Below are 21,693 nucleotides of genomic sequence, written 5' to 3'. Positions count from 1 at the left end.
CGTGAACCAATATTGAAATCCCATTACCTGTCATTCCAGTTGCCGTTTTGGGCCATTATTACACATGTTTATCCAGTTCCAGTCAGGATGGCATAATCATCAACCAGGCAGCTCTGCTGAGCACTAATTTTAACTTCAATGGCCCAAAAGTAAGCGACTGCAATATATTTTCAATATATTACAGCCACTTAACTGCATATTAGTGTTTTATCATCACATGCCGGACAACGGTATAATCCTCAAGCCCGTACACCGACATATCTTTTCCGTAACCGGATAACTTCATGCCGCCGTGTGGCATTTCGCTTACCAGCATAAAATGGGTATTCACCCAGGTGCAGCCGTATTGCAGACGCGCACTCAGGCGGTGAGCACGCCCCACATCCCGGGTCCAGACGGACGAGGCCAGGCCATATTGTGAATCGTTAGCCCAGGCCAGCACCTGTTCTTCGTCGTCAAATTCAGTGACGCTCACCACCGGGCCAAAGACTTCACGTTGCACAATGGCATCTTCCTGTTTTGCCCCGGCCAGCAGGGTTGGCTGGAAGTAGTAACCCGCTCCCTCTTTTTTACTGCCGCCCGTCACCACGCGGATATGGCTGAGCGCTTTGGCCTCATCCACAGCCTGACAGACGCGCGACAGATGCGCTTGCGAGCTCAGCGGCCCCAGCTCGGTAGAGGCCTCTTCCGGCGCCCCCATCTTCAGGCTGGCCACCGCTGCGCCCAGTTTTTCCACCAGCGCAGCATAAATGCCCTTTTGGGCATAAATCCGGCAGGCCGCAGTGCAGTCCTGCCCGGCATTGTAGAAACCAAACGTCCGCACGCCCTCGACGACCGCATCCAGATCGGCGTCATCAAAGACGATAACCGGTGCCTTGCCGCCCAGCTCCATGTGGGTACGTTTTATGGATGAGGCGGTATGGCCAATGATGTGCTCCCCGGTTGCAATTGAGCCGGTGAGTGACACCATGCGCACTTTCTCATGCCCGGTCAGCGGATCGCCTACCGTTTTTCCGCGCCCGAACAGCACGTTCAGCACGCCAGCCGGGAAAATATCCTTCGCCAGTTCGGCCAGTTTTAAGGCGGTCAGCGGCGTAATCTCAGAAGGCTTGATGACCACGCAGTTCCCGGCGGCCAGCGCCGGTGCCAGCTTCCACGCCGCCATCATCAGCGGGTAGTTCCAGGGGGCGATGGAGGCGACAACCCCGACCGGATCGCGACGGATCATCGAAGTATGCCCGTCCAGATACTCACCCGCCGCCAGTCCGTTCAGGCAGCGGGCCGCGCCAGCAAAGAACCGAAACACATCGACCACCGCGGGGATCTCATCGCCCAGCGCGCAGTGCAGCGGCTTACCGCAGTTCAGGGATTCGAGACTGGCAAACTCGTCGGCATGCGCTTCAATAACGTCAGCCAGTTTCAGCAGACATTCGGCACGCGTTTTGGGCGTGGTTTGCCCCCACTGTGCGAACGCCCGATCGGCTGCCTGCACGGCCGCGTCGACCTGCGCGGCAGATGCTTCAGCAATCTCCAGCAGAACCTCTCCGGTGGCAGGGTTATAGACCGGCTGTTTTTCCCCCTCGCCACTCACCAGTTCACCATTAATCAGCAGTCGTTTTTGCATAGCATTGTCCCGTTGAAATCAATGTTATTTCCCGCTCCCGGCGCTGTTCTCGCCGTCGCGGGTTAGCCACCAGGCTCCCAGAATGGGGAAGGTTGTCACCAGCATCACCAGCAGTGCGACCACGTTGGTGACCGGCACGTCACGCGGACGTCCGAGCTGGTTAAGCAACCACAGCGGTAACGTGCGCTCGTGTCCCGCGGTAAAGGTTGTGACGATAATTTCGTCAAACGACAGAGCAAACGCCAGCATGCCCCCGGCCAGCAGCGCCGACCCAAGATTGGGCAGGACCACGTAACGGAAGGTTTGCCAGCCATCGGCCCCTAAATCCATCGACGCTTCAACCAGGCTCCAGGAGGTGCGTCGGAACCGGGCAATCACATTGTTAAACACCACCACCACGCAGAACGTGGCGTGCCCGACAACGATGGTAAAAAAACCAGGCTCCAGATTGATGGTTTTGAAAGCGGTCAGCAGCGCCAGACCGGTGATGATGCCCGGCAGCGCTATCGGTAACAGCAGCAACAGCGAAATGGCGTTTTTGCCAAAAAACGCGCTACGCCACAGCGCCGCTGCAGCAAGCGTGCCAAGTACCAGAGCAATAGCCGTCGCTAACGTCGCAATTTTAAGTGACAACGTCACGGAATCGATGATGTCGCCACGCCCCGCCGCCACGCTAAACCACTTCAACGTCAGCCCCTGCGGCGGGAAGCTGAAGGCCGCGTCCTCAGTATTAAAAGCGTAGATGGCAATAATCAGCAGGGGGAAATGGAGGAAGATCACCCCGCCCCAGGCGGCCACTTTCAGGAACAACGGTGCGCGTTCAGAGTGCATCGAATGCTCCCAGACGTTTCACGAACGCCAGATAAAGCGAGATAAGCACAATCGGCACCAGGGTGAAGGCGGCGGCCATGGGCATATTGCCGATGGCCCCCTGCTGGGCATAGACCATATTGCCAATGAAATAGCCAGGCGGCCCTACCAGCTGTGGCACGATAAAATCCCCCAGCGTCAGAGAGAAGGTAAATATCGAGCCCGCCGCGATACCCGGGATCGCCAGCGGCAGAACAACATAACGAAAGGTCTGACGCGGACGCGCACCGAGATCGGCAGAGGCCTGCAACAACGAGGCAGGCAGCCGTTCCAGCGCCGCCTGCACGGGCAAGATCATAAACGGCAGCCAAATGTAGACAAAGACCAGAAACCGCCCCAGCCCGGAGGTCGATAACGTGTTCCCGCCAATCGCCGGGAGCGTCAGAACAGAGACCAGAATCGGCTCCAGCCCCAGATGGCTGAGAAACCACTGCGCCACGCCATCTTTCGCCAGCAGTAGCGTCCACGCGTACGCTTTGACGATATAGCTCGCCCACATCGGTAGCATAACGGCAATATAGAAGAACGCTTTCCATTTGCCGCTGGTGTAACGCGCCATGTACCAGGCCATCGGGAAGGCCAGAATGGCGCTGGCGAGGGTGACCGCAATCGCCATCACCAGCGTACGGATAATAATGTCGTAGTTTGCCGGGTTAAAAAGTGCCTGAATGTTCGCCAGCGTCAGGTCCGGAGTAACCGACATGGTGAAGTCATCAAAGGTATAAAAGCCCTGCCACAGCAGCGTAAGGAGCGATCCCAGATAGACGATGCCAAACCACATTAGCGGTGCCAGCAGAAGCAGGAATATCCCCAGCGACGGTTGGCGCCAGAAATACGCGGTAATGCGGCTTAGGGTACCGCGCGGTGCGGGAGGATGTAAGACGCTCATCGCCATTTCACCCTTCCTCATGCAGGCGGATCATGGCGTCGCGCGACCATGAAGCCAGCACCGCCTGCCCCGGCTCAACACCAGTGTGCAGTGTGTCCGCGCTGAGATTGGCCTGGCTCACCAGCAGTTTTGCCCCCCCGGCAAGTTTCAGCTCCAGGCGCGTTGCCGCACCCTGATACTGGACAGCCTGAACCACGCCTTCAACCTGAACCTCACCGCTCTCATTGAGTCGGATATGTTCCGGTCGAAGCGAATAAGCGCCCTCCATGCCGCACACTTTCTGCGCCAGTGCCGCATCGAAAACGTTCGAGGTGCCGACAAAGCTGGCCACGAACGGCGTACGCGGGCGCATGTATAGCTCACGCGGGGTATCCACCTGCTCAATGCGTCCGTTGTTGAAAACGGCGACCCGGTCGGACATTGACAGGGCTTCCCCCTGATCGTGGGTCACAAAAATAAAGGTGATCCCGAGTGCCTGTTGAAGTTTTTTCAGCTCGACCTGCATCTGTTCACGCAGTTTCAGATCGAGTGCACCCAGCGGTTCATCCAGCAACAGCACGCGGGGTTCATTGACCAGCGCACGCGCAATGGCAACGCGCTGACGCTGGCCGCCGGAAAGCTGCGACGGCTTGCGCGCAATGGCAAAGCTCAGCCCGACCTTTTCCAGCGCCTCCTGCGCCAGTGCATGGCGTTTTTTTTTGTCGATGCCTTTGACCATCAGCCCGTAAGCGACGTTATCGAGAATCGACATATGCGGAAACAGCGCGTAGTCCTGGAACACCGTATTGACGTCTCGCTCCCACGGAGGAAGCTCACTCGCTTCTTTACCGAAGATTGTGATTGTCCCGCCGGAGAGTTGTTCAAAACCGGCGATCAGCCGAAGGCAGGTGGTTTTGCCGGAACCCGACGGCCCCAGCATGGAGAAAAACTCCCCGTCACGAATGGCAATGCTCACCCCATCCACCGCCCGTACGTCGCCGTACAGACGGGAAACGTCATTAAACTCTACCGCGTACGTCATGTTCTGCTCCCGGATGATTAACGGCCACCCATGATGGCGATGTAATCCTGCGTCCAGCGGCTGTAAGGCACATATTTGCCGCCTTCGGCGATCGGGGTTTTCCAGAACTTGATTTTGTCAAAGGCGTCGTAACCGTTGGTTTCACAGCCTTTCTCACCCAGCAGCGTACTGGCCTTACACCCTTGCGCCACCACCGGCAGAGAGCCAAACCACGCCGCCAGATCGCCCTGCACTTTTGGCGTCAGCGACCAGTTCATCCATTTGTAAGCACACATCGGGTGTTTTGCCTGCGCGTGAAGCATAGTGGTGTCTGCCCAGCCCGTGACGCCCTCTTTCGGGAAGACCGTCGCGATCGGCTGGTTTTCGGCTTTCAGGGCATTCGCCTGGTATGGCCAGGCGCTGGACGCCACCACGCCTTCATTCTTAAAGTCACTCATCTGTACGGTGGTGTCATGCCAGTAGCGGTGGATCAGGGCGTGCTGATCGCGTAGCACTTTCAGAACCGCAGCGTACTGTTCTTCCGTCAGCTGGTAGGGGTCGTTAATACCCAACTGGGGTTGAGTGGCCTTCACAAACAGCGCCGCATCGGCAATGTAAATCGGACCGTCATAGGCCTGCACGCGGCCCTGGTTGGTTTTACCGTCCGGTAAGTCCTGTTTTACAAACACCACGCTCCAGCTGTCCGGCGGTGTCGGGAAGGTTTTGGTGTTGTACATCAGCAGGTTTGGCCCCCACTGATACGGCGTGCCGTAGACATTGCCGCCCACGTTAAACCACTCACCTTTAACGAGACGCGGGTCGAGGGTTTTCCAGTTGGGGATGAGTTCCGGGTTAATCGGCTGAACGCGTTTTCCCATAATCAGACGGAGCGACGCATCTCCGGACGCGGTGACCAGGTCATACCCACCTTTCGCCATCAGGCTCACCATCTCGTCCGACGTGGCGGCGGTTTTGACGTTTACCGCACAGCCGGTCTCTTTTTCAAACTGGGTTACCCAGTCATAATTTTTATCCGTTTGTCCCCGCTCGATGTAACCCGGCCAGGCAATAATATCCAGCCGACCCTCTCCGTCGCCAATCGCTTTCGGTGGCTCGGCGGCTTGCGCGGTCATTATTGCCATACCAAGCGCACACAGGCTGCTGCGGGCAAATTTTTTGCTCATAAACATTACTCCAGTCGCAATGAAAATTTAGCGGCAGCCGTGCCGTAAAAATATCTCCCTCATTAAACGTAGACCGCGCAAATGCCCCGCACCGTGCGGCTTAAGGAAATTTCATCAAGGTGTGACCGAGGGCGCATTCCCCGTTAACTGGATTATAGACAAGGGGTTAGGCGTGAGAGGTGGTATGCAGATTTCGTATGATGCGACGCGGCAAAATGGTCGCCGCGGCGGCAAAAAGATAAGCAATGATTATTTAGCGAGAGGCCGGAATCGTTATTTCAACATGCTGCTGATTAATTTCCCTAACTGAATAACGGCCTGCTCTTCCCGCTCTCCCCATGCCCAGGAGGTATTAAAACGGAAAAAAGGTGTCCAGACATCTGAGGTGGAAAACATTTTGCCTGGGGCAATACTGATGTGATGGCGTAACGCCTGTTCGCTTAACAGCCCTGCATCCAGCTGTGCCGGAAGCTCCAGCCACAAAAAGTAGCCGCTGTCGTTATGATGGATTTTGACGCCCGGCGGCATATGGCGCAAAAGTGACTGCCACGCCTGCTGTTTACGCTCGGCCAGCGTACGTCGCAGGCGGCGAAGATGGGCGTCGTAGCGTTTGGTCGCGAGGTAATCCACCAGCGCCAGCTGCATCGGGGAGCTGGTAGAGAGCGTGCTCATCAGCTGAAGCTGCTGAATACGCCGCGCATGTTTACCCGCCGCTACCCAGCCGATGCGAAAACCGGCCACCAGACATTTCGAAAACGAGGAGCAGTGCAGCGTCATGTCCTGACGATCCCATGCTTTCGCCGGGAGCGGCTTTTCACGGCCAAAATAGAGCTCGCTGTAGACATCATCTTCAATCAGCGTGACGTTGTGCCTCGTCAGCAGCGCCACAAGCTGCGCTTTTTTCTCCGGGCTGAGCGTAAAGCCAAGCGGATTTTGACTGTTGGTCATTATCCAGCAGGCCTTGGCCGGGTAGTCATTCAGCGCCTGTTCAAGGGCATTGAGATCGATCCCCTCGCGCACGTCCGTCGCAATCGACAGGGCCTTCAACTTCAGGCGTTCCAGCGCCTGCAGCGCGCCGTAGAAACAGGGGTTTTCGACAATCACCCAGTCCCCCGGCTCGGTCACCGCCTGGAGACTCAAGTTCAGCGCTTCGAGCGCGCCTGCGGTGATCACGATCTCCTCCGGTGAGATATTCATCCCCTGCTGTGCATAGCGGCGGGCAATGGCGTGGCGCAAATCGACATTACCCGGCGGCAGGTTTTCAATCACGCTCATCGCCGTCGCGGTTTTGCTGACGTTTGCCAGCGAGCGGTTGAGTTGCTGAAGCGGGAAAAGACGCGGGTCGGGAAAAGCGGAAGCAAAAGGAACAACCGACGGGTCGCGGCTGGCCTGCAGAACGTCGAAGATATAGGTGTTGATGTCCACCGCTTCGTCGCGCATGACCTGTGCAGGTGGCGCTGGCTGTTGTGCGGTCGGGCGCGAGGCAACGTAATAGCCCGACTGCGGTCTGGCGACAATGCGCCCCTGACTTTCCAGCATCTGATACGCGTGGCCCACGGTCATAAAACTCATGCCGCTGCTCGCCACCTGCTCTCGCAGAGAAGGCAGCTTATCGCCCGGCAACCATACGCCAAGCTCAATCTGCGAGATAATTTGTTGCGCCAGACGCTGGTATTTTTTCATCAGATTCTCCTTATTGCGGACAGTGTATATCAGCAGGAGAAAAAGAGAAGATTTTGCTAACTGTTATGGTTTATGAAATGAATTACTTACGGTATTCGGTCACATGATTGTGTGCGAGACGCGCCGTGGCCAGATGGTCGAGTGTAATCATTGGCGATTTGCAAAAGATGCATTTTGCGCCGAAGGGATTTTTCTCAGACACATCAAAGGCTGAAGTACGGTACTGCGAGCCATGACAGCATGGGCAGCGAAAATGGATATAAGAAGTCATAGGATTCTCCTGTAAACGTAAAAACGTAAATTACTCATGAGCCGATCAGGCGATAATGGTTTGAAACAAAACTAATCGGAATGTAGATAAAGACCCAAGAGAGGCTGCGGAGAGGCACAACGTGATGAGAACTGCTTTATAAAACTACGTCAGATATTTATTTGGACTCAATACCAGAAGACCATTAACGCACGGTGCCGACGACAAAGCAAGCGGTTTAATGCATAAAATTCATTAAAATAATATTTTTATGCCGTATAATGAAGTATATCAGATGGGAAAAGCGGGAGCTTTTTGCCAACTGTTATGGTTAAATTTCGCGTTTCTGCGTCTGATAGTCTGATCTGCGCCTCTGTACCATAACAGCACACCGTTTGACATTGAGGCTGTGCATGTTTGGTTTAGATGCTTTTCACCTTGCACGGATACAGTTTGCCTTTACCGTATCCTTCCACATTATTTTCCCGGCAATCACTCTCGGCCTGGCAAGCTATCTTGCTGTGCTTGAAGGGCTGTGGCTGAAAACAAAAAATCCGATCTGGCGCTCGCTGTACCACTTCTGGTCCAGGATTTTTGCCGTTAACTTTGGCATGGGCGTGGTCTCCGGGCTGGTGATGGCGTATCAGTTTGGCACTAACTGGAGTGGATTTTCGCAGTTTGCGGGCAGCATTACCGGCCCGCTTCTGACCTATGAAGTGCTGACCGCCTTTTTCCTTGAGGCCGGATTCCTCGGCGTGATGCTGTTCGGCTGGAATAAAGTCGGGCCTGGGCTGCACTTCTTCGCCACCTGTATGGTGGCGCTGGGGACAATTATCTCCACCTTCTGGATCCTCTCCTCCAATAGCTGGATGCAGACCCCACAGGGCTATGAGATCGTCAACGGGCAGGTCGTCCCGGTAGACTGGTTTGCCGTGGTCTTTAACCCCTCCTTCCCTTATCGTCTGCTGCATATGTCGATAGCCGCCTTCCTCAGTAGCGCCCTGTTTGTTGGCGCATCGGCGGCATGGCATCTGCTGCGCGGAAACAATACGCCTGCCATCCGCGCTATGTTTTCTATGGCGCTGTGGATGACCCTGATTGTGGCCCCCATCCAGGCAATGGTCGGTGATATGCATGGGCTGAATACCTTAAAGCATCAGCCTGCCAAAATCGCCGCCATTGAGGGGCACTGGGAAAACCCACCGGGGGAACCTACCCCGCTACTGCTGTTTGGCTGGCCAGATATGGAACTGGAGCGCACCCGCTTTGGCCTTGAGATCCCCGCTCTTGGCAGCCTTATCCTGACGCACAGTCTGGATAAACAGGTTCCGGCGCTCAAGGAGTTCCCGAAGGAAGATCGTCCAAATTCCACCATTGTCTTCTGGTCGTTCCGCATTATGGCGGGCTTAGGCATGCTGATGCTGCTGCTCGGCGTGGTGGCGCTCTGGTTGCGCTATAAAAAGCGCGTTTACACCTCGCGCCCCTTCCTGTGGTTTGCCCTGCTGATGGGGCCTTCAGGGTTGATCGCCATACTGGCCGGATGGGTGACCACCGAAGTAGGACGCCAGCCGTGGGTCGTCTATGGGCTTCAACGTACCCGGGATGCGGTATCCGCCCATGGCGATCTGCATATGAGCGTCAGTTTGCTGGCTTTCTTCGTCGTTTACACCTCGGTCTTCGGCGTCGGTTACAGCTATATGGTGCGCCTGATTAAAAAAGGACCTCAGCCTCACGAATCGTTCGCCACCGAGGCCGATGGACGTCCGGCACGCCCGCTTTCCGCAGTTACCACTGGCAATAAGGAGCAGCCATAATGGGTATCGATCTTTCCATTATCTGGTTTGTCATCATCGTCTTCGCGACGCTGATGTATATCGTGATGGACGGTTTTGATCTGGGGATCGGCATTCTGTTCCCGATGACGCAAAACCCGGACGATCGCGATGTGATGGTCAACAGCGTCGCCCCGGTCTGGGACGGGAATGAAACCTGGCTGGTGCTGGGCGGCGCTGCCCTCTTCGGTGCCTTTCCGCTGGCCTACGCGGTGATTATCGATGCCCTCACCATTCCGCTGACATTAATGCTGATCGGTCTTATTTTTCGTGGCGTGGCGTTTGAGTTTCGTTTTAAAGCAACGCCAGCGCACCGTCCGTTCTGGGATAAAGCCTTTATTGGCGGTTCACTTCTGGCGACGTTTACCCAGGGCGTGACGGTGGGTGCCGTCATAAACGGGTTTGCCGTCACCGGGCGTGCCTATACCGGCGGTCCCTTTGACTGGTTTACCGCGTTTAACCTGTTCTGTGGCGCGGGTCTGGTGGTGGCCTATGCGCTGCTGGGCGCCACCTGGCTGGTGATGAAAAGTGAAAATGCCCTGCAACAGCGGATGCGCGAAGTTTCTAAAACGCTCTTAATTGTGCTGCTGGCCGTTATCGCGGCGATCAGTCTCTGGACCCCGCTGGCGCACCCGGCCATCGCCGCGCGCTGGTTTACGCTGCCGAACCTGTTTTATCTGTTGCCGGTTCCGGCTCTGGTCGTCCTGCTGAGCCTGTATCAGTGGCGCTGCCTGAATAATCTGCAAAGCCATAATCGGCCGTTTATCCTGACGCTGGGGCTTATTTTTCTCGGCTTTAGCGGGCTTGGGATCAGCATCTGGCCGCATATTATTCCACCGTCGATCACCCTGTGGCAGGCGGCCGCGCCGACACAAAGTCAGGGCTTTATGCTGGTAGGTGCGTTGTTGATCATTCCCGTGATTCTGGTCTACACCTTCTGGAGTTATTACGTATTTCGCGGAAAAGTACAGCATGGGGAGGGTTATCACTGATGCAACAGCCTGTCTGGAAACGATTGCTGTGGCTGGCCATTATCTGGGGCGGCAGCGTACTGGCGCTGGCAGCTGTCAGTATGTTCTTCCGCATGCTGATGACGGCCGCCGGGTTTAAATCTCACTGATCTTGTCCCGGGCAACCGCTGCGTTGCCCGGTCTTCTTCCCGCACTTTCAGATAAACCCCATTAACGCACGCCAGCGTATCGTTACACTGGTAAATGATTCACAGTATTTATAGTTCGAGAAGAAAAATGAAAAAACTCATTGCGTTAAGTGTTATCAGTCTTGTCCTCTCCGGCTGCGTTAATCCGGGTAAAGCGTCTGTTCAGCCGGAGCAGCTTAAGAACCACCGCTTTGTGCTGGAAAATGTGGACGGGAAAGCCGTGAAGGCCACGACAACGCAACCTGAGATCAGTTTTAGCGCGTTGCCCGATATCAGCCTGGTTAATAACATCAGCATTTCCGGCGTGATGTGTAACCGCTTCAACGGACAGGGAAAATTGTCCGAAGGGGAACTTAAGGTTAAAGGGCTGGCGATGACGCGCAAACTCTGTACCGAACCACAATTGAACGAGCTGGATCAGGCCATCGGCGACATGCTGCGCAAAGGGGCGCAGGTCGACCTGACTGAAGACCAGTTAACGCTGGCGACAGCCGACAAAACGCTGATGTTTAAACGCGCTGAATAATCAGTAGCTACCGCAGGATCCAACGGCAAGCGACTGTTCACTGCAGCGTTTGCCGTTTGGCAAGGCGCACATCCCGATCGCAGAGCCATCGAGCTGGCGGGCAACCGACAGTGAGCCACCAATCATCGCGCAGTTGGCTTGTCCAGAACTGGACATCGCGGCTTTCATTCCCGGCGTTACGTGTGCCGCCGTGGCCTGCTGAACAGGTTCGTTACTACAGGCCGACAGCAATAACGCGGCACACCCTACCCAAAACGCTGAACGCATGCTCTCTCTCCCCCATGAATAATGCGAAACCTATGCATAATAGGCATCACATCCCGTGCCGTCGAGAGCAGAAGTGCGTATTTATGCGCTGCTGAAACAATTTCTCGCAATTTTTTCACCTAAAGTTTGATCTACTCATTGATGGTGAGAATACCGAGGACACAAATGCGAAAATCGCAAAATCCGGCCTTTGCTAAAATAAGGGAATAATATTCAGGGTCTGACCAGATTTACGGACCCCTCTTTTTTTGCGCAATGTAAGGGTGTCGTCCTATGCAAACTATTGACGGTAATGGTGCAGTCGCGTCAGTCGCGTTTCGCACCAGCGAAGTTATCGCCATCTACCCGATTACGCCAAGCTCTACAATGGCCGAACAGGCAGATGCCTGGGCAGGAAACGGGTTAAAAAATGTCTGGGGCGATGTCCCGAGAGTCGTCGAAATGCAGTCCGAAGCGGGTGCGATTGCCGCGGTGCATGGTGCGCTACAGACGGGGGCGCTCTCCACGTCGTTTACCTCCTCGCAGGGATTGCTGCTAATGATCCCGACGCTGTACAAACTGGCCGGTCAACTTACCCCGTTTGTCCTGCACGTCGCGGCACGAACCGTTGCTACCCACGCGCTCTCCATTTTTGGCGATCACTCCGACGTGATGGCCGTGCGTCAGACCGGCTGCGCGATGCTGTGCGCCAGCAGCGTCCAGGAGGCCCAGGATTTCGCGTTAATTTCCCATATCGCGACGCTGAAAAGCCGCGTGCCGTTTATTCACTTCTTTGATGGTTTCCGCACCTCCCACGAAATCAACAAAATCGTGCCCCTGGCAGATGACACCCTTCTCTCGCTTCTGCCGCAGGCGGACATTGATGCCCATCGCGCCCGCGCACTCAACCCGGAACATCCGGTGATCCGCGGGACATCGGCCAACCCGGATACTTACTTCCAGTCCCGCGAGGCAACGAACCCGTGGTACAACGCGGTGTACGATCATGTGGAACAGGCGATGAACGATTTCGCTGCCGCCACCGGACGGGAATATAAACCGTTTGAATATTATGGCCATCCACAGCCGGAACGCGTGATTGTGCTGATGGGTTCAGCCATTGGCACCTGTGAAGAAGTCGTGGATGAACTGCTGACGCGCGGCGAGAAAGTTGGGGTGCTGAAAGTTCGCCTTTTCCGCCCGTTCTCAGCGAAACATCTGCTCTCTGCGCTGCCGGAGAGCGCACGTAGCGTGGCCGTGCTCGATCGTACCAAAGAGCCAGGCGCACACGCAGAACCGCTGTATCTGGACGTCATGACCGCACTGGCGGAAGCCTTCAGTAACGGCGAGCGCGAAACGCTGCCGCGTGTCATTGGCGGGCGTTATGGTTTGTCGTCCAAAGAGTTCGGTCCGGATTGCGTGCTGGCGGTGTTTAATGAGCTGAGTGAAACGAAGCCGAAGCCTCGCTTTACGGTCGGTATTTATGACGATGTCACTCATCTCTCACTGGCCTTGCCGGAAAACACCCTGCCCTCCGGCGCGAAACTTGAGGCGTTGTTCTACGGTCTGGGCAGCGACGGCAGCGTTTCGGCAACCAAGAACAACATCAAGATCATCGGTAATTCCACACCGTGGTATGCACAGGGTTATTTCGTCTATGACTCCAAGAAAGCCGGCGGGCTGACCGTGTCCCATCTGCGCGTCAGCGAACACCCTATCCGCTCCGCGTATCTCATTTCGCAGGCTGATTTTGTCGGCTGTCACCAGCTGCAGTTTATCGATAAATACCAGATGGCCGAACGTCTCAAACCTGGCGGTATTTTCCTGCTCAACACACCGTACAGTGCGGATGAAGTCTGGGCGCGCCTGCCGCAGGAAGTGCAGGCAGTGCTTAATCAGAAAAAAGCGCGGCTTTTTGTCATCAACGCAGCGAAGATTGCCCGCGAATGTGGTCTTGCCGTGCGCATCAACACCGTCATGCAGATGGCGTTCTTCCACCTGACAAACATTCTGCCGGGCGACAGCGCCTTAATGGAACTGCAGGGCGCGATCGCCAAAAGTTACAGCAGTAAAGGCCAGGAATTGGTTGAACGCAACTGGCAGGCACTGGCGCTGGCGCGCGAGTCGCTGTCTGAAGTACCGCTCCAGCCGGTGAATGCCAGCAGCCCGAACCGTCCTCCGGTGGTTTCTGATGCGGCTCCAGATTTTGTTAAAACCGTAACGGCGGCCATGCTGGCGGGGCTGGGCGATGCCCTTCCCGTCTCCGCCCTGCCGCCGGATGGCACCTGGCCGATGGGCACCACCCGCTGGGAAAAACGCAACATCGCCGAAGAGATCCCAATCTGGAAGGAAGAGCTGTGTACCCAGTGCAATCACTGTGTGGCAGCGTGCCCGCACTCTGCCATCCGGGCCAAAGTCGTTTCTCCGGACGCGATGGAATCGGCCCCATCCAGCCTGCATTCGCTGGATGTGAAATCCCGCGATATGCGCGGACAGAAATACGTTCTGCAGGTTGCACCCGAAGATTGCACCGGCTGTAACCTCTGCGTCGAGGTCTGCCCGGCCAAAGACCGACAGAACCCGGATATCAAAGCCATCAATATGATGTCGCGGCTGGAACACGTGGAAGAAGAGAAAGTGAATTATGACTTCTTCCTGAACCTGCCGGAAATCGATCGGAGCAAGCTGGAACGTATTGATATCCGTACCTCACAGCTGATCACGCCGCTGTTCGAATACTCTGGTGCCTGCTCCGGCTGCGGGGAAACACCGTACATCAAACTGCTGACGCAACTGTACGGTGACCGGATGCTGATCGCCAACGCGACCGGCTGTTCGTCTATCTATGGCGGTAACCTGCCGTCCACCCCATACACCACCGACGCCAACGGCCGCGGCCCGGCATGGGCGAATTCGCTGTTTGAGGATAACGCCGAATTTGGTCTTGGCTTCCGCTTAACGGTGGATCAGCACCGCGCACGCGTGATGCGCCTGCTGGATCAGTTTGCCGATAACATCCCTGCCGACCTGCACGCTGCGCTGCACGCTGAAGCCACCCCTGAGGTTCGTCGCGAACAGGTTACGGCGCTTCGTAATGCCCTTCAGGGCGTTGACGGCGCAGAACAACTGGTGACCGACGCTGACGCCCTGGTTGAAAAATCGATCTGGCTGATTGGCGGCGATGGCTGGGCGTATGACATTGGCTTTGGCGGGCTGGATCATGTGTTGAGCCTGACCGAGAACGTGAACATCCTGGTGCTGGATACCCAGTGTTATTCCAATACCGGCGGACAGGCGTCAAAAGCCACGCCGTTAGGAGCGGTAACAAAATTTGGCGAACACGGGAAACGCAAGGCGCGTAAAGATCTCGGCGTCAGCATGATGATGTATGGCCACGTGTACGTTGCGCAAATCTCGCTCGGCGCGCAGCTTAACCAGACGGTGAAAGCGATACAGGAGGCGGAAGCGTATCCGGGCCCATCGCTTATCATCGCCTACAGCCCTTGCGAAGAGCATGGTTACGATCTGGCGCTCAGCCACGACCAGATGCGTCAGTTGACCGCCACGGGCTTCTGGCCGCTGTACCGCTTTGATCCTCGCCGGGCAGAGGAAGGCAAGCTGCCGCTGGCGCTCGATTCACGTCCTCCGTCAGATGCCCTGGCTGAGACACTGCTGCAGGAGCAACGCTTCCGTCGCCTCAATGCGCAACAGCCAGAGGTGGCTGAGCAGTTGTGGAAAGATGCCGCCGCCGATCTGCAAAAACGGTACGACTTCCTGGCGCAAATGGCCGGGAAAGCGGAAAAATCCACCAGCGAATAATCCCCATGCCCGGCTTGTCCGGGCATTTTTATGCCATAAAAAAAGCCCGGTGTATTCACACCGGGCCAGACCAAATAATCCCTGAGCAACACGTTAAATGAATAAATGATATTCATGGGAATTATGGATAATAATCTTAAAGGCATATAACGGGGCAGACATTACCTGATTTACTGCATGATTAATAATTTTAATTTATTATGTTTTTCACTAAAACATTCATCAAACAAATTAACATTTCCGCAGAACAATTCCCTTTAGATTTTACTCACTTCGTAACAATTATAATTTATTACTCTTTCAGCGGAGTGATTTAGCATGTGACAACTCTCCGCAAAGGAAAGTTCAACAGGTAATTAAATAAAAACAACCGCAAAGGAATACCATAATGCAAAGAAAAGTACTGGCCCTGATGATTCCGGCTCTGTTAATGGCTGGCGCTGCGCATGCAGCAGAGATTTATAATAAGGATGGCAATAAATTAGATCTGTACGGAAAAGTAGATGGTTTGCACTACTTCTCTGATGACACGTCTAAAGACGGCGATCAGACCTATATGCGTTTGGGTTTCAAGGGCGAAACCCAGATCAACGATATGATGACCGGCTACGCACAGTGGGAATACAACATTCAGGCAAATAACACCGAAGGGTCTGACAACCAGTCCTGGACACGTCTGGCCTTCGCCGGTGTGAAAGTGGGTGACTACGGTTCCTTTGACTACGGCCGTAACTATGGCGTCCTGTACGACGTGGAAGGCTGGACCGATATGCTGCCAGAGTTCGGCGGCGACTCTTACACCTATGCCGATAACTTTATGACCGGTCGTGCCAATGGCGTAGCAACCTACCGCAACACCGATTTCTATGGTCTGGTGCCGGGTCTGAACTTTGCTCTGCAGTATCAGGGTAATAACGAAGATGCCAGCAATAACCAGGAAGGGACCAATAATGGTCGCGACACGCGTCATGAGAACGGTGACGGCTTCGGTATTTCTACCACCTATGATTTCGGTATGGGAATTTCAGCGGGGGCGGCCTATACCTCTTCTGACCGTACCAACGATCAGGTGAGAAATACCACCGCGGGCGGGGATAAAGCGGATGCCTGGACCGCGGGTCTGAAATATGACGCCAACAATCTCTATCTGGCGGCAATGTATTCTGAAACCCGTAATATGACCCCTTACGGCGACAATGAAAGCACCGTGGCGAATAAAACCCAGAACTTCGAAGTAACCGCACAATACCAGTTCGATTTTGGTCTGCGTCCGGCAATTTCCTACCTGCAGTCGAAAGGTAAAGACCTGGGCAACGGTCAGGGCGATCAGGACCTGGTTAAATATGCCGACGTAGGCGCAACCTATTACTTCAACAAAAACATGTCCACCTATGTGGATTATAAAATCAACCTGCTGGATGAAGATGACAGCTTCTACAAAAACAACGGTATCGGTACCGATGATGTCGTTGCATTAGGCCTGGTTTACCAGTTCTGATGATCAGAGCCCGCAGCATCATGCGGGCTCACTTTTTTGAGGTTAGTCGCACAACAGCACGCTATCGCGAGATTGTTGAGGATAAGTTGAAAGACTGCGGGTTAGACTGCGCAGATATCCCCCTCATCATTAAGGATAACTGTGTTGTTTGGTCGTGTATCCCTTGCCCTACTGGCTCTTTTAGCGTGTTTGTGGATGGCGTTAATTTTCGATTTCCGCGATATTGTTGGGCACCTCGGCACGCTCTTAAATCATCTCGACAGGCATTAACAGTGAGCCTTTGAAAACAAAAAGCCACCAGCAGTGCCGGTGGCCGTGATACCCTTAGTGAATGCTATTTTTTCACGGGCTGAGGCTTTTTATCCCCTGATTCAGGCGCCTCACGTGGGTCGTCTTTTTCAACACTAAGCATAATGTCTCCTCTTTAAGATACCCACTTCCCACTATAGCCAGCGTTAGCACAATGTGGCCAGGCGGCTAGGACGCTTGTGTTGGCGCGCGTTTGCGAAAAGAGAGATAGCCAAAGACCCCACTTTCGCCATCCGCAGGATGGTTAACCCCATCCATCACCGTCACTTCCGGGAAATCGAACGGAGAGACGTTTTCAAAACAGGCGACATTTACACCGTATTCATTGGGATTAGAACGCCGCTGATGGAAGGTATAAATCCCGCAGACCGAGCAGAAGAAATGCCGGGCTGTACCGGTGTTAAAGCGGTACTCCGTAAGTTTATCCTCGCCTTTGGTGACGGTTATACCGGTTAACGGTGCAGAGACCACAACCGCCCCTCTCATCCGACAAAAAGAACAGCTACAGCGACGGGCGGTATTTAACCCATCGGTTAACGCAACGGTGAATGCCACTGCACCACAATGGCATTGGGCATGACGGATATCTGCCATCGTTTAGACCCCTTTTCTTACCAGCTCAGCGGCCTTGACGAACACCTCATCCTCCACGCCGTCACCCTTTTGCCTGCCGAGTCTTAGCAGTTCATCAACAATGCTGTTACGATCGATCGGTTTCTGTGCCGAAACAAGCCCGATAACGGCAGCACCAATCGCCAGCCCAACTAACCCGGTTTGTTCATCTTTGTTCTTCATGTTCATGCTCCTGATACCACAAACAAGCGTAGCAGGATTTTAAAAACGCGGTGTCAGACCGTATTTCGGCGATTTGATATTTGCGGCCCAAATCTTGATATCGTTTTGCAGGAGAAGAGTGAAATCTGAATTCAGATGCGTCACCAGGGCATTGACGCTGGTTGCATCGACCACTGAAAAATGTTCAATTCTTTTCGACCCAACCTGAACACAGTAATAGCTGGCGGGCAGTACTTTACCATTCACATTAAGCGGCAGCGTATTTTTTCCGCATTGACCTTCGGTGATGTATGAAACCACCAGATTAGCGGATTTTTTCCCGGGCTGAGATACGCTCACCATTACCGGAAAACCTTCCGACGTCTGCGTCATGTCATAAAGAACGGCATTTTTTATATACCAGGTATTATATTCCCGCTCCTGAAACGTCGACCAGCCAGGCGCTGAATAAAACATCAGCGCTGCCAGCGTAATACATTTTATTTTCATGAGATGCTGTCGTCCGTGTTGTTGCACGTATTATTCAGAACGGACAAAAAACAGCAACCCACCAGGATTTGGCCTACTACTATTGGCAGTGAGAATGCTCAATAGCGAACAACAAAACCAAAAATCAGGTTTGGGTGACATTACAGGTTACCCCGCTTTTGCAAGCGGGGTAAAAAGCGTGAATGTGACTTAACTGTTTGACGCACCGAATTGCATTTTGTGAAGCTGTGCGTACACCCCATTGTGAGTCAGCAATTCCGCATGGCTTCCGCGTTCAACGATAACGCCATCTTCAACAACAATGATTTCGTCAGCTTTTTCGATAGTCGACAGACGATGCGCAATCACCAGTGATGTACGGTTCTTTTGCAGTTCCTCGAGCGCAGACTGTATAGCGCGTTCCGATTCCGTATCCAGGGCTGACGTTGCTTCATCAAGGATGAGTATTGGACTGTCCCGCAACAGTGCGCGTGCAATAGCGATACGTTGCCGTTGCCCACCAGAAAGCAGTACCCCGTTTTCACCGATGATGGTATCAAGACCGTTATCCATCTTGTTGATAAAGTCCATCGCATTTGCCATACGCGCGGCATTTTCGATCTGTTCACGGGTGTACCGCTCCGTACGACCGTAGGCGATGTTGTTGGCTACCGTGTCGTTGAACAGGTGGACATTTTGCGACACCAGCGCCACCTGGTTACGAAGCGACTGAAGGGTATATTCTCGCAGGTCGTGGCCGTCCAGCAGAATTTCACCTTCATCAATATCATAAAATCGCGTCATCAGGCTGGCGATGGTTGATTTACCCGAGCCGGAACGTCCGACAAGGGCAACAGTCTTACCGGCAGGTATGTTCAGGCTGATATTGCGTAGCGCTGGGGCCTCACGTCCCGGATAGGTAAACGTCACATTGCGAAATGCAACGTCCGCTTTAGCGCGTTCAAGTACGCACTGACCTTCATCTTTTTCCTGTTCGGAATCAAGAATAGTGAACAGCGTCTGGCAAGCGGCCATCCCGCGCTGGAACTGTGCGTTCACATTGGTCAGGGATTTAAGAGGCCGCATCAATGCAATCATCGATGTGAAAACGACGCTAATCGTTCCCGCCGTCAGGGTCGCCATAACACTCGGGAAGCTGGCAGCATAAAGAACAAACGCGAGTGCCAGGGAGGCAATAAGCTGAATAACAGGATCGGAGATTGACGATGCGGACATCATTTTCATTCCCTGCAAACGCATCTTATTGCTGACCTTATCAAAGCGTTTTGTTTCAACGTCCTGACCGCCGAAAATTAATACTTCTTTATGGCCTTTAAGCATCTGCTCAGCACTCGCCGTGACCTGCCCCATCGTATTCTGCATGCTTTTACTGATAGTGCGAAAGCGTTTGGACACCATACGAATAGTCACGGATATAACAGGTGCCAGTACAATCAGGATGATTGAAAGCTGCCAGCTATAGTAGAACATCATGGCGAACAAGCCGATGATTGACGCACCCTCACGGATGACCGTTATCAGCGTACCTGATGACGAAGATGCGACTTGTTCGGAATCATAGGTAATACGCGACAGCAACGTCCCGGTTGACTGTTTGTCAAAAAACGACACAGGCATGCCCATCAAATGGCGGAACAATTTCCGGCGCACATCCATCACCACTTTGCCCGAGACCCAGGAGACACAATAGCTGGAGATAAAACTGGTAATACCGCGTAGCGTCATCAATCCGATAACCACAACCGGCATCCATAACATGACAGAGCGGTCCATTTTGCCCACGCCATCATCCATTAACGGCTTTAGCAAAGACAGCATAAAAGGATCGCAGGCGGCATTTATCATTAATGCTAATGCCGCAACCAATAGTCCTTTCTTAAAAGGCGATATTATAGGCCAAAGACGGCGAAACGTGAGCCAGGTGGAAAGGTCTTTGTCAGTTTGCATACGGGAGCCTTAATAATGAGAGCCGTTGAGCATAACGTACAGTTTTAAAGGAACCACTGCACAACGGTATTAAGGGTATGTTGTGTTACTTCAACGAATATCTAACCACTCGCGAAAAATATTTTTTTGCTCTGTCATGTTCATTATGCTTATTTTATTTTTAACTTCATTTCACCCTGTTATCCAACCATCTATTAACATATCCCACACCAGAAAGAAATGAATAAAACAGAAGCAGATAAATCTTAATGTTTACTGATTGCACTTTCTTTTACCGCATATAAATTTTCGCTTTGTGCATGTTGATCATTTGTTATATTTACGACTAAAAATAGCCACACTGTATATACATGCTCCAGTTAAAAGACTGACAATCAGTAGCATTTTCAACCTGACGCACGTGAAACACTTCTCCTGCCGTATCTTTTATGCATGCTTCCTTCATTGACGTAAAAAGATGAAGATACAAGACACAACCCGCCAGGAAGCACCCAACTAAAAGACATACTTTTAAAACAGCCATCACCGTTTCCCTCCTGCTTTGTACGGGGAAAACAGCTTAATAGCTTGAAGATGAATAGACTCTCAACACAGTGCAGTTTAAGTGGCTATTTGTGCAGGTCACGTTAAAACTACGTATCAGCATGCAGGACCCCATCGTGAGGTCCTGGGTTGTTCTCTACTACTTATGAAATCGCTGCGCTATGCAGCCTGAAGATGATAAGCAGAAATCAATAACGCCTGATCGTGGTGACCGGCGCTCTGTCTGTCCAGTCGGGACGTTCACCAGCCATGATCGCCCGTTGCTGAGACGGTGTTACAGATTGCGTTATATCAGGCATTGGCTTATAAACCGGTTTTTCCGCAGGAGTGATAACCACATCAGAACTACACCCTGAGCACAATAAAATCATAAAACCAAAAGTACTTAACTTAAACACTTTCAACCCTTCCTGTGGGATATCATCTTAAGGGAATCGTTCGCCAGTGATTGTCTAATCCTAGCTGCCAGCACGTCAGTAAAGTCGCATGCGAGCTTCACATTCCCATACGCTAAAACGCAAGATAATAAGCAGCGATACAAGTTAAATCAATACTGATGCGAATGAAGAGCAACGTGAAATAGTCATAAAGGATTACATCTAAAAAAAGACGGATTTCAAAAAGAAGCACAAGATTAAACGCCACATATACGGGTACGCTGTGGCCGTTTATTGCTCTTTTTTTCTTTAAATGGAAATTCCCTTTCGTTGACGAAGCGTTGCAATTCACTGTTGTTAAATAATGCTGTATTAAAACGATTGTAACTATAAAGTTAATTAGAGGTTAATATGAAGGGTGGTATTTTTGCATTTTTGGCATTAGGTGTCGCGTTAGCAATAACAGGGTGCTCAAGTGATTATGTTATATCGACCAAAGATGGACATATGATGACCACACATGGAAAACCAGAGCGAGATAAAGACACCGGTTTAATTTCATACAAAGATGCAGATGGCAGCATTCATCAGATCCATCAATCGGATGTGAAAGAGATTGTAGAAAAGTAACCACCTGATCTGTCCTTCCGTTT

Annotated in this window: 20 protein-coding genes; 7 read left to right on the top strand and 13 right to left on the bottom strand. The window is 53.1% G+C overall.

The features are described from left to right. Positions 1 to 199: 199 nt before the first annotated feature. The 7 genes from patD to ACOTZF_RS04070 form a co-directional block, all read right to left on the bottom strand. On the bottom strand, positions 200 to 1,624 hold the full coding sequence (gene patD / locus ACOTZF_RS04100) for an aminobutyraldehyde dehydrogenase (RefSeq protein WP_038419535.1): 1,425 nt from the start codon (positions 1,622 to 1,624) through the stop codon (positions 200 to 202). A gap of 24 nt (positions 1,625 to 1,648) precedes the next feature. Continuing rightward, entirely contained in the window at positions 1,649 to 2,455 is an 807-nt protein-coding gene (locus tag ACOTZF_RS04095) for an ABC transporter permease (RefSeq protein WP_029882932.1), read from the bottom strand. After that, complete coding sequence (locus tag ACOTZF_RS04090; protein WP_047351696.1) at positions 2,445 to 3,389, bottom strand: ABC transporter permease; 945 nt, start codon at positions 3,387 to 3,389, stop codon at positions 2,445 to 2,447. The genes ACOTZF_RS04095 and ACOTZF_RS04090 overlap by 11 nt, the downstream gene beginning before the upstream one ends. Before the next feature lies 1 nt (position 3,390). After that, positions 3,391 to 4,404, bottom strand: a complete 1,014-nt coding sequence (locus ACOTZF_RS04085) for an ABC transporter ATP-binding protein (RefSeq protein WP_038985147.1) — start codon at positions 4,402 to 4,404, stop codon at positions 3,391 to 3,393. Positions 4,405 to 4,421: 17 nt separating this feature from the next. Then, a complete protein-coding gene (ydcS, locus tag ACOTZF_RS04080) occupies positions 4,422 to 5,567 on the bottom strand; it encodes a putative ABC transporter substrate-binding protein YdcS (RefSeq protein ID WP_014832084.1) in 1,146 nt (381 codons plus the stop codon). A 273-nt stretch (positions 5,568 to 5,840) separates the two neighbouring features. After that, the gene (locus ACOTZF_RS04075; protein WP_129251760.1) at positions 5,841 to 7,250 is read right to left on the bottom strand and encodes a PLP-dependent aminotransferase family protein; all 1,410 of its coding nucleotides are present in this window, start codon (positions 7,248 to 7,250) and stop codon (positions 5,841 to 5,843) included. Between the two features lie 82 nt (positions 7,251 to 7,332). After that, positions 7,333 to 7,521 (bottom strand): cold-shock protein, encoded by a 189-nt coding sequence (locus ACOTZF_RS04070; protein WP_129251762.1) that lies wholly within the window; start codon positions 7,519 to 7,521, stop codon positions 7,333 to 7,335. A 392-nt stretch (positions 7,522 to 7,913) separates the two neighbouring features. On the opposite strand from ACOTZF_RS04070, the gene ACOTZF_RS04065 reads away from it, so the two are divergent. The 4 genes from ACOTZF_RS04065 to hslJ all read left to right on the top strand — a co-directional run bounded on the left by ACOTZF_RS04065 (position 7,914) and on the right by hslJ (position 11,017). Further along, positions 7,914 to 9,314 carry a cytochrome ubiquinol oxidase subunit I gene (locus ACOTZF_RS04065; RefSeq protein ID WP_129251764.1) on the top strand — a complete coding sequence of 467 codons (1,401 nt, stop codon included), beginning with the start codon at positions 7,914 to 7,916 and terminating at the stop codon, positions 9,312 to 9,314. Continuing rightward, positions 9,314 to 10,324 carry a cytochrome d ubiquinol oxidase subunit II gene (gene cydB, locus ACOTZF_RS04060; RefSeq protein WP_100168161.1) on the top strand — a complete coding sequence of 337 codons (1,011 nt, stop codon included), beginning with the start codon at positions 9,314 to 9,316 and terminating at the stop codon, positions 10,322 to 10,324. Before ACOTZF_RS04065 ends, cydB begins: the two co-directional genes overlap by 1 nt. After that, positions 10,324 to 10,452 carry a DUF2474 domain-containing protein gene (locus ACOTZF_RS04055; RefSeq protein WP_013096467.1) on the top strand — a complete coding sequence of 43 codons (129 nt, stop codon included), beginning with the start codon at positions 10,324 to 10,326 and terminating at the stop codon, positions 10,450 to 10,452. Before cydB ends, ACOTZF_RS04055 begins: the two co-directional genes overlap by 1 nt. Before the next feature lie 127 nt (positions 10,453 to 10,579). Beyond that, positions 10,580 to 11,017 (top strand): heat shock protein HslJ, encoded by a 438-nt coding sequence (hslJ, locus tag ACOTZF_RS04050; protein ID WP_013096466.1) that lies wholly within the window; start codon positions 10,580 to 10,582, stop codon positions 11,015 to 11,017. Here the strand turns inward: hslJ and ACOTZF_RS04045 are convergent, their stop codons facing one another. Beyond that, the gene (locus ACOTZF_RS04045; RefSeq protein ID WP_013096465.1) at positions 11,018 to 11,284 is read right to left on the bottom strand and encodes a DUF333 domain-containing protein; all 267 of its coding nucleotides are present in this window, start codon (positions 11,282 to 11,284) and stop codon (positions 11,018 to 11,020) included. It lies immediately after the preceding gene. A gap of 273 nt (positions 11,285 to 11,557) precedes the next feature. On the opposite strand from ACOTZF_RS04045, the gene nifJ reads away from it, so the two are divergent. Both nifJ and ompC read left to right on the top strand, forming a co-directional pair. After that, positions 11,558 to 15,082 (top strand): pyruvate:ferredoxin (flavodoxin) oxidoreductase, encoded by a 3,525-nt coding sequence (nifJ, locus tag ACOTZF_RS04040; RefSeq protein WP_129317717.1) that lies wholly within the window; start codon positions 11,558 to 11,560, stop codon positions 15,080 to 15,082. Between the two features lie 388 nt (positions 15,083 to 15,470). Then, on the top strand, positions 15,471 to 16,580 hold the full coding sequence (ompC, locus tag ACOTZF_RS04035) for a porin OmpC (RefSeq protein ID WP_038985136.1): 1,110 nt from the start codon (positions 15,471 to 15,473) through the stop codon (positions 16,578 to 16,580). A gap of 334 nt (positions 16,581 to 16,914) precedes the next feature. Here ompC and ACOTZF_RS04030 read toward each other — a convergent pair whose 3' ends face one another. The 5 genes from ACOTZF_RS04030 to msbA all read right to left on the bottom strand — a co-directional run bounded on the left by ACOTZF_RS04030 (position 16,915) and on the right by msbA (position 20,120). Beyond that, the gene (locus ACOTZF_RS04030) at positions 16,915 to 16,992 is read right to left on the bottom strand and encodes a hypothetical protein (RefSeq protein ID WP_223232805.1); all 78 of its coding nucleotides are present in this window, start codon (positions 16,990 to 16,992) and stop codon (positions 16,915 to 16,917) included. 65 nt (positions 16,993 to 17,057) lie between these two features. Next, positions 17,058 to 17,483, bottom strand: a complete 426-nt coding sequence (locus ACOTZF_RS04025; protein WP_038985133.1) for a GFA family protein — start codon at positions 17,481 to 17,483, stop codon at positions 17,058 to 17,060. Positions 17,484 to 17,486: 3 nt separating this feature from the next. After that, positions 17,487 to 17,684 (bottom strand): hypothetical protein, encoded by a 198-nt coding sequence (locus tag ACOTZF_RS04020; RefSeq protein ID WP_013096459.1) that lies wholly within the window; start codon positions 17,682 to 17,684, stop codon positions 17,487 to 17,489. Positions 17,685 to 17,723: 39 nt separating this feature from the next. After that, the gene (locus ACOTZF_RS04015) at positions 17,724 to 18,173 is read right to left on the bottom strand and encodes a hypothetical protein (protein WP_052250619.1); all 450 of its coding nucleotides are present in this window, start codon (positions 18,171 to 18,173) and stop codon (positions 17,724 to 17,726) included. Positions 18,174 to 18,362: 189 nt separating this feature from the next. Beyond that, positions 18,363 to 20,120, bottom strand: a complete 1,758-nt coding sequence (gene msbA, locus ACOTZF_RS04010) for a lipid A ABC transporter ATP-binding protein/permease MsbA (protein ID WP_129317716.1) — start codon at positions 20,118 to 20,120, stop codon at positions 18,363 to 18,365. A gap of 1,331 nt (positions 20,121 to 21,451) precedes the next feature. Between msbA and ACOTZF_RS04005 the strand changes: the two genes are divergently transcribed. Then, complete coding sequence (locus ACOTZF_RS04005; RefSeq protein WP_032618552.1) at positions 21,452 to 21,670, top strand: YgdI/YgdR family lipoprotein; 219 nt, start codon at positions 21,452 to 21,454, stop codon at positions 21,668 to 21,670. Positions 21,671 to 21,693: the final 23 nt, after the last annotated feature.

It is taken from the genome of Enterobacter cloacae complex sp. SHL021 (assembly GCF_049237765.1).
In the GTDB taxonomy this organism is placed as follows: Bacteria; Pseudomonadota; Gammaproteobacteria; order Enterobacterales; family Enterobacteriaceae; genus Enterobacter; species Enterobacter cloacae.
This window is presented reverse-complemented; position numbering and strand designations above follow the sequence as displayed.

Bases quoted from the DNA above. Each gene is read 5' to 3' on its own strand.
- ACOTZF_RS04095 (WP_029882932.1), bottom strand. From the start codon at position 2,455: ATGCACTCTGAACGCGCACCGTTGTTCCTGAAAGTGGCCGCCTGGGGC.
- ACOTZF_RS04015 (WP_052250619.1), bottom strand. From the start codon at position 18,173: ATGAAAATAAAATGTATTACGCTGGCAGCGCTGATGTTTTATTCAGCG.
- ACOTZF_RS04045 (WP_013096465.1), bottom strand. From the start codon at position 11,284: ATGCGTTCAGCGTTTTGGGTAGGGTGTGCCGCGTTATTGCTGTCGGCC.
- msbA (WP_129317716.1), bottom strand. From the start codon at position 20,120: ATGCAAACTGACAAAGACCTTTCCACCTGGCTCACGTTTCGCCGTCTT.
- ydcS (WP_014832084.1), bottom strand. From the start codon at position 5,567: ATGAGCAAAAAATTTGCCCGCAGCAGCCTGTGTGCGCTTGGTATGGCA.
- ACOTZF_RS04025 (WP_038985133.1), bottom strand. From the start codon at position 17,483: ATGGCAGATATCCGTCATGCCCAATGCCATTGTGGTGCAGTGGCATTC.
- nifJ (WP_129317717.1), top strand. From the start codon at position 11,558: ATGCAAACTATTGACGGTAATGGTGCAGTCGCGTCAGTCGCGTTTCGC.
- ACOTZF_RS04030 (WP_223232805.1), bottom strand. From the start codon at position 16,992: ATGCTTAGTGTTGAAAAAGACGACCCACGTGAGGCGCCTGAATCAGGG.
- ACOTZF_RS04085 (WP_038985147.1), bottom strand. From the start codon at position 4,404: ATGACGTACGCGGTAGAGTTTAATGACGTTTCCCGTCTGTACGGCGAC.
- hslJ (WP_013096466.1), top strand. From the start codon at position 10,580: ATGAAAAAACTCATTGCGTTAAGTGTTATCAGTCTTGTCCTCTCCGGC.
- ACOTZF_RS04070 (WP_129251762.1), bottom strand. From the start codon at position 7,521: ATGACTTCTTATATCCATTTTCGCTGCCCATGCTGTCATGGCTCGCAG.
- ACOTZF_RS04005 (WP_032618552.1), top strand. From the start codon at position 21,452: ATGAAGGGTGGTATTTTTGCATTTTTGGCATTAGGTGTCGCGTTAGCA.
- ACOTZF_RS04020 (WP_013096459.1), bottom strand. From the start codon at position 17,684: ATGAAGAACAAAGATGAACAAACCGGGTTAGTTGGGCTGGCGATTGGT.
- ACOTZF_RS04055 (WP_013096467.1), top strand. From the start codon at position 10,324: ATGCAACAGCCTGTCTGGAAACGATTGCTGTGGCTGGCCATTATCTGG.
- cydB (WP_100168161.1), top strand. From the start codon at position 9,314: ATGGGTATCGATCTTTCCATTATCTGGTTTGTCATCATCGTCTTCGCG.
- ACOTZF_RS04075 (WP_129251760.1), bottom strand. From the start codon at position 7,250: ATGAAAAAATACCAGCGTCTGGCGCAACAAATTATCTCGCAGATTGAG.
- patD (WP_038419535.1), bottom strand. From the start codon at position 1,624: ATGCAAAAACGACTGCTGATTAATGGTGAACTGGTGAGTGGCGAGGGG.
- ompC (WP_038985136.1), top strand. From the start codon at position 15,471: ATGCAAAGAAAAGTACTGGCCCTGATGATTCCGGCTCTGTTAATGGCT.
- ACOTZF_RS04065 (WP_129251764.1), top strand. From the start codon at position 7,914: ATGTTTGGTTTAGATGCTTTTCACCTTGCACGGATACAGTTTGCCTTT.
- ACOTZF_RS04090 (WP_047351696.1), bottom strand. From the start codon at position 3,389: ATGGCGATGAGCGTCTTACATCCTCCCGCACCGCGCGGTACCCTAAGC.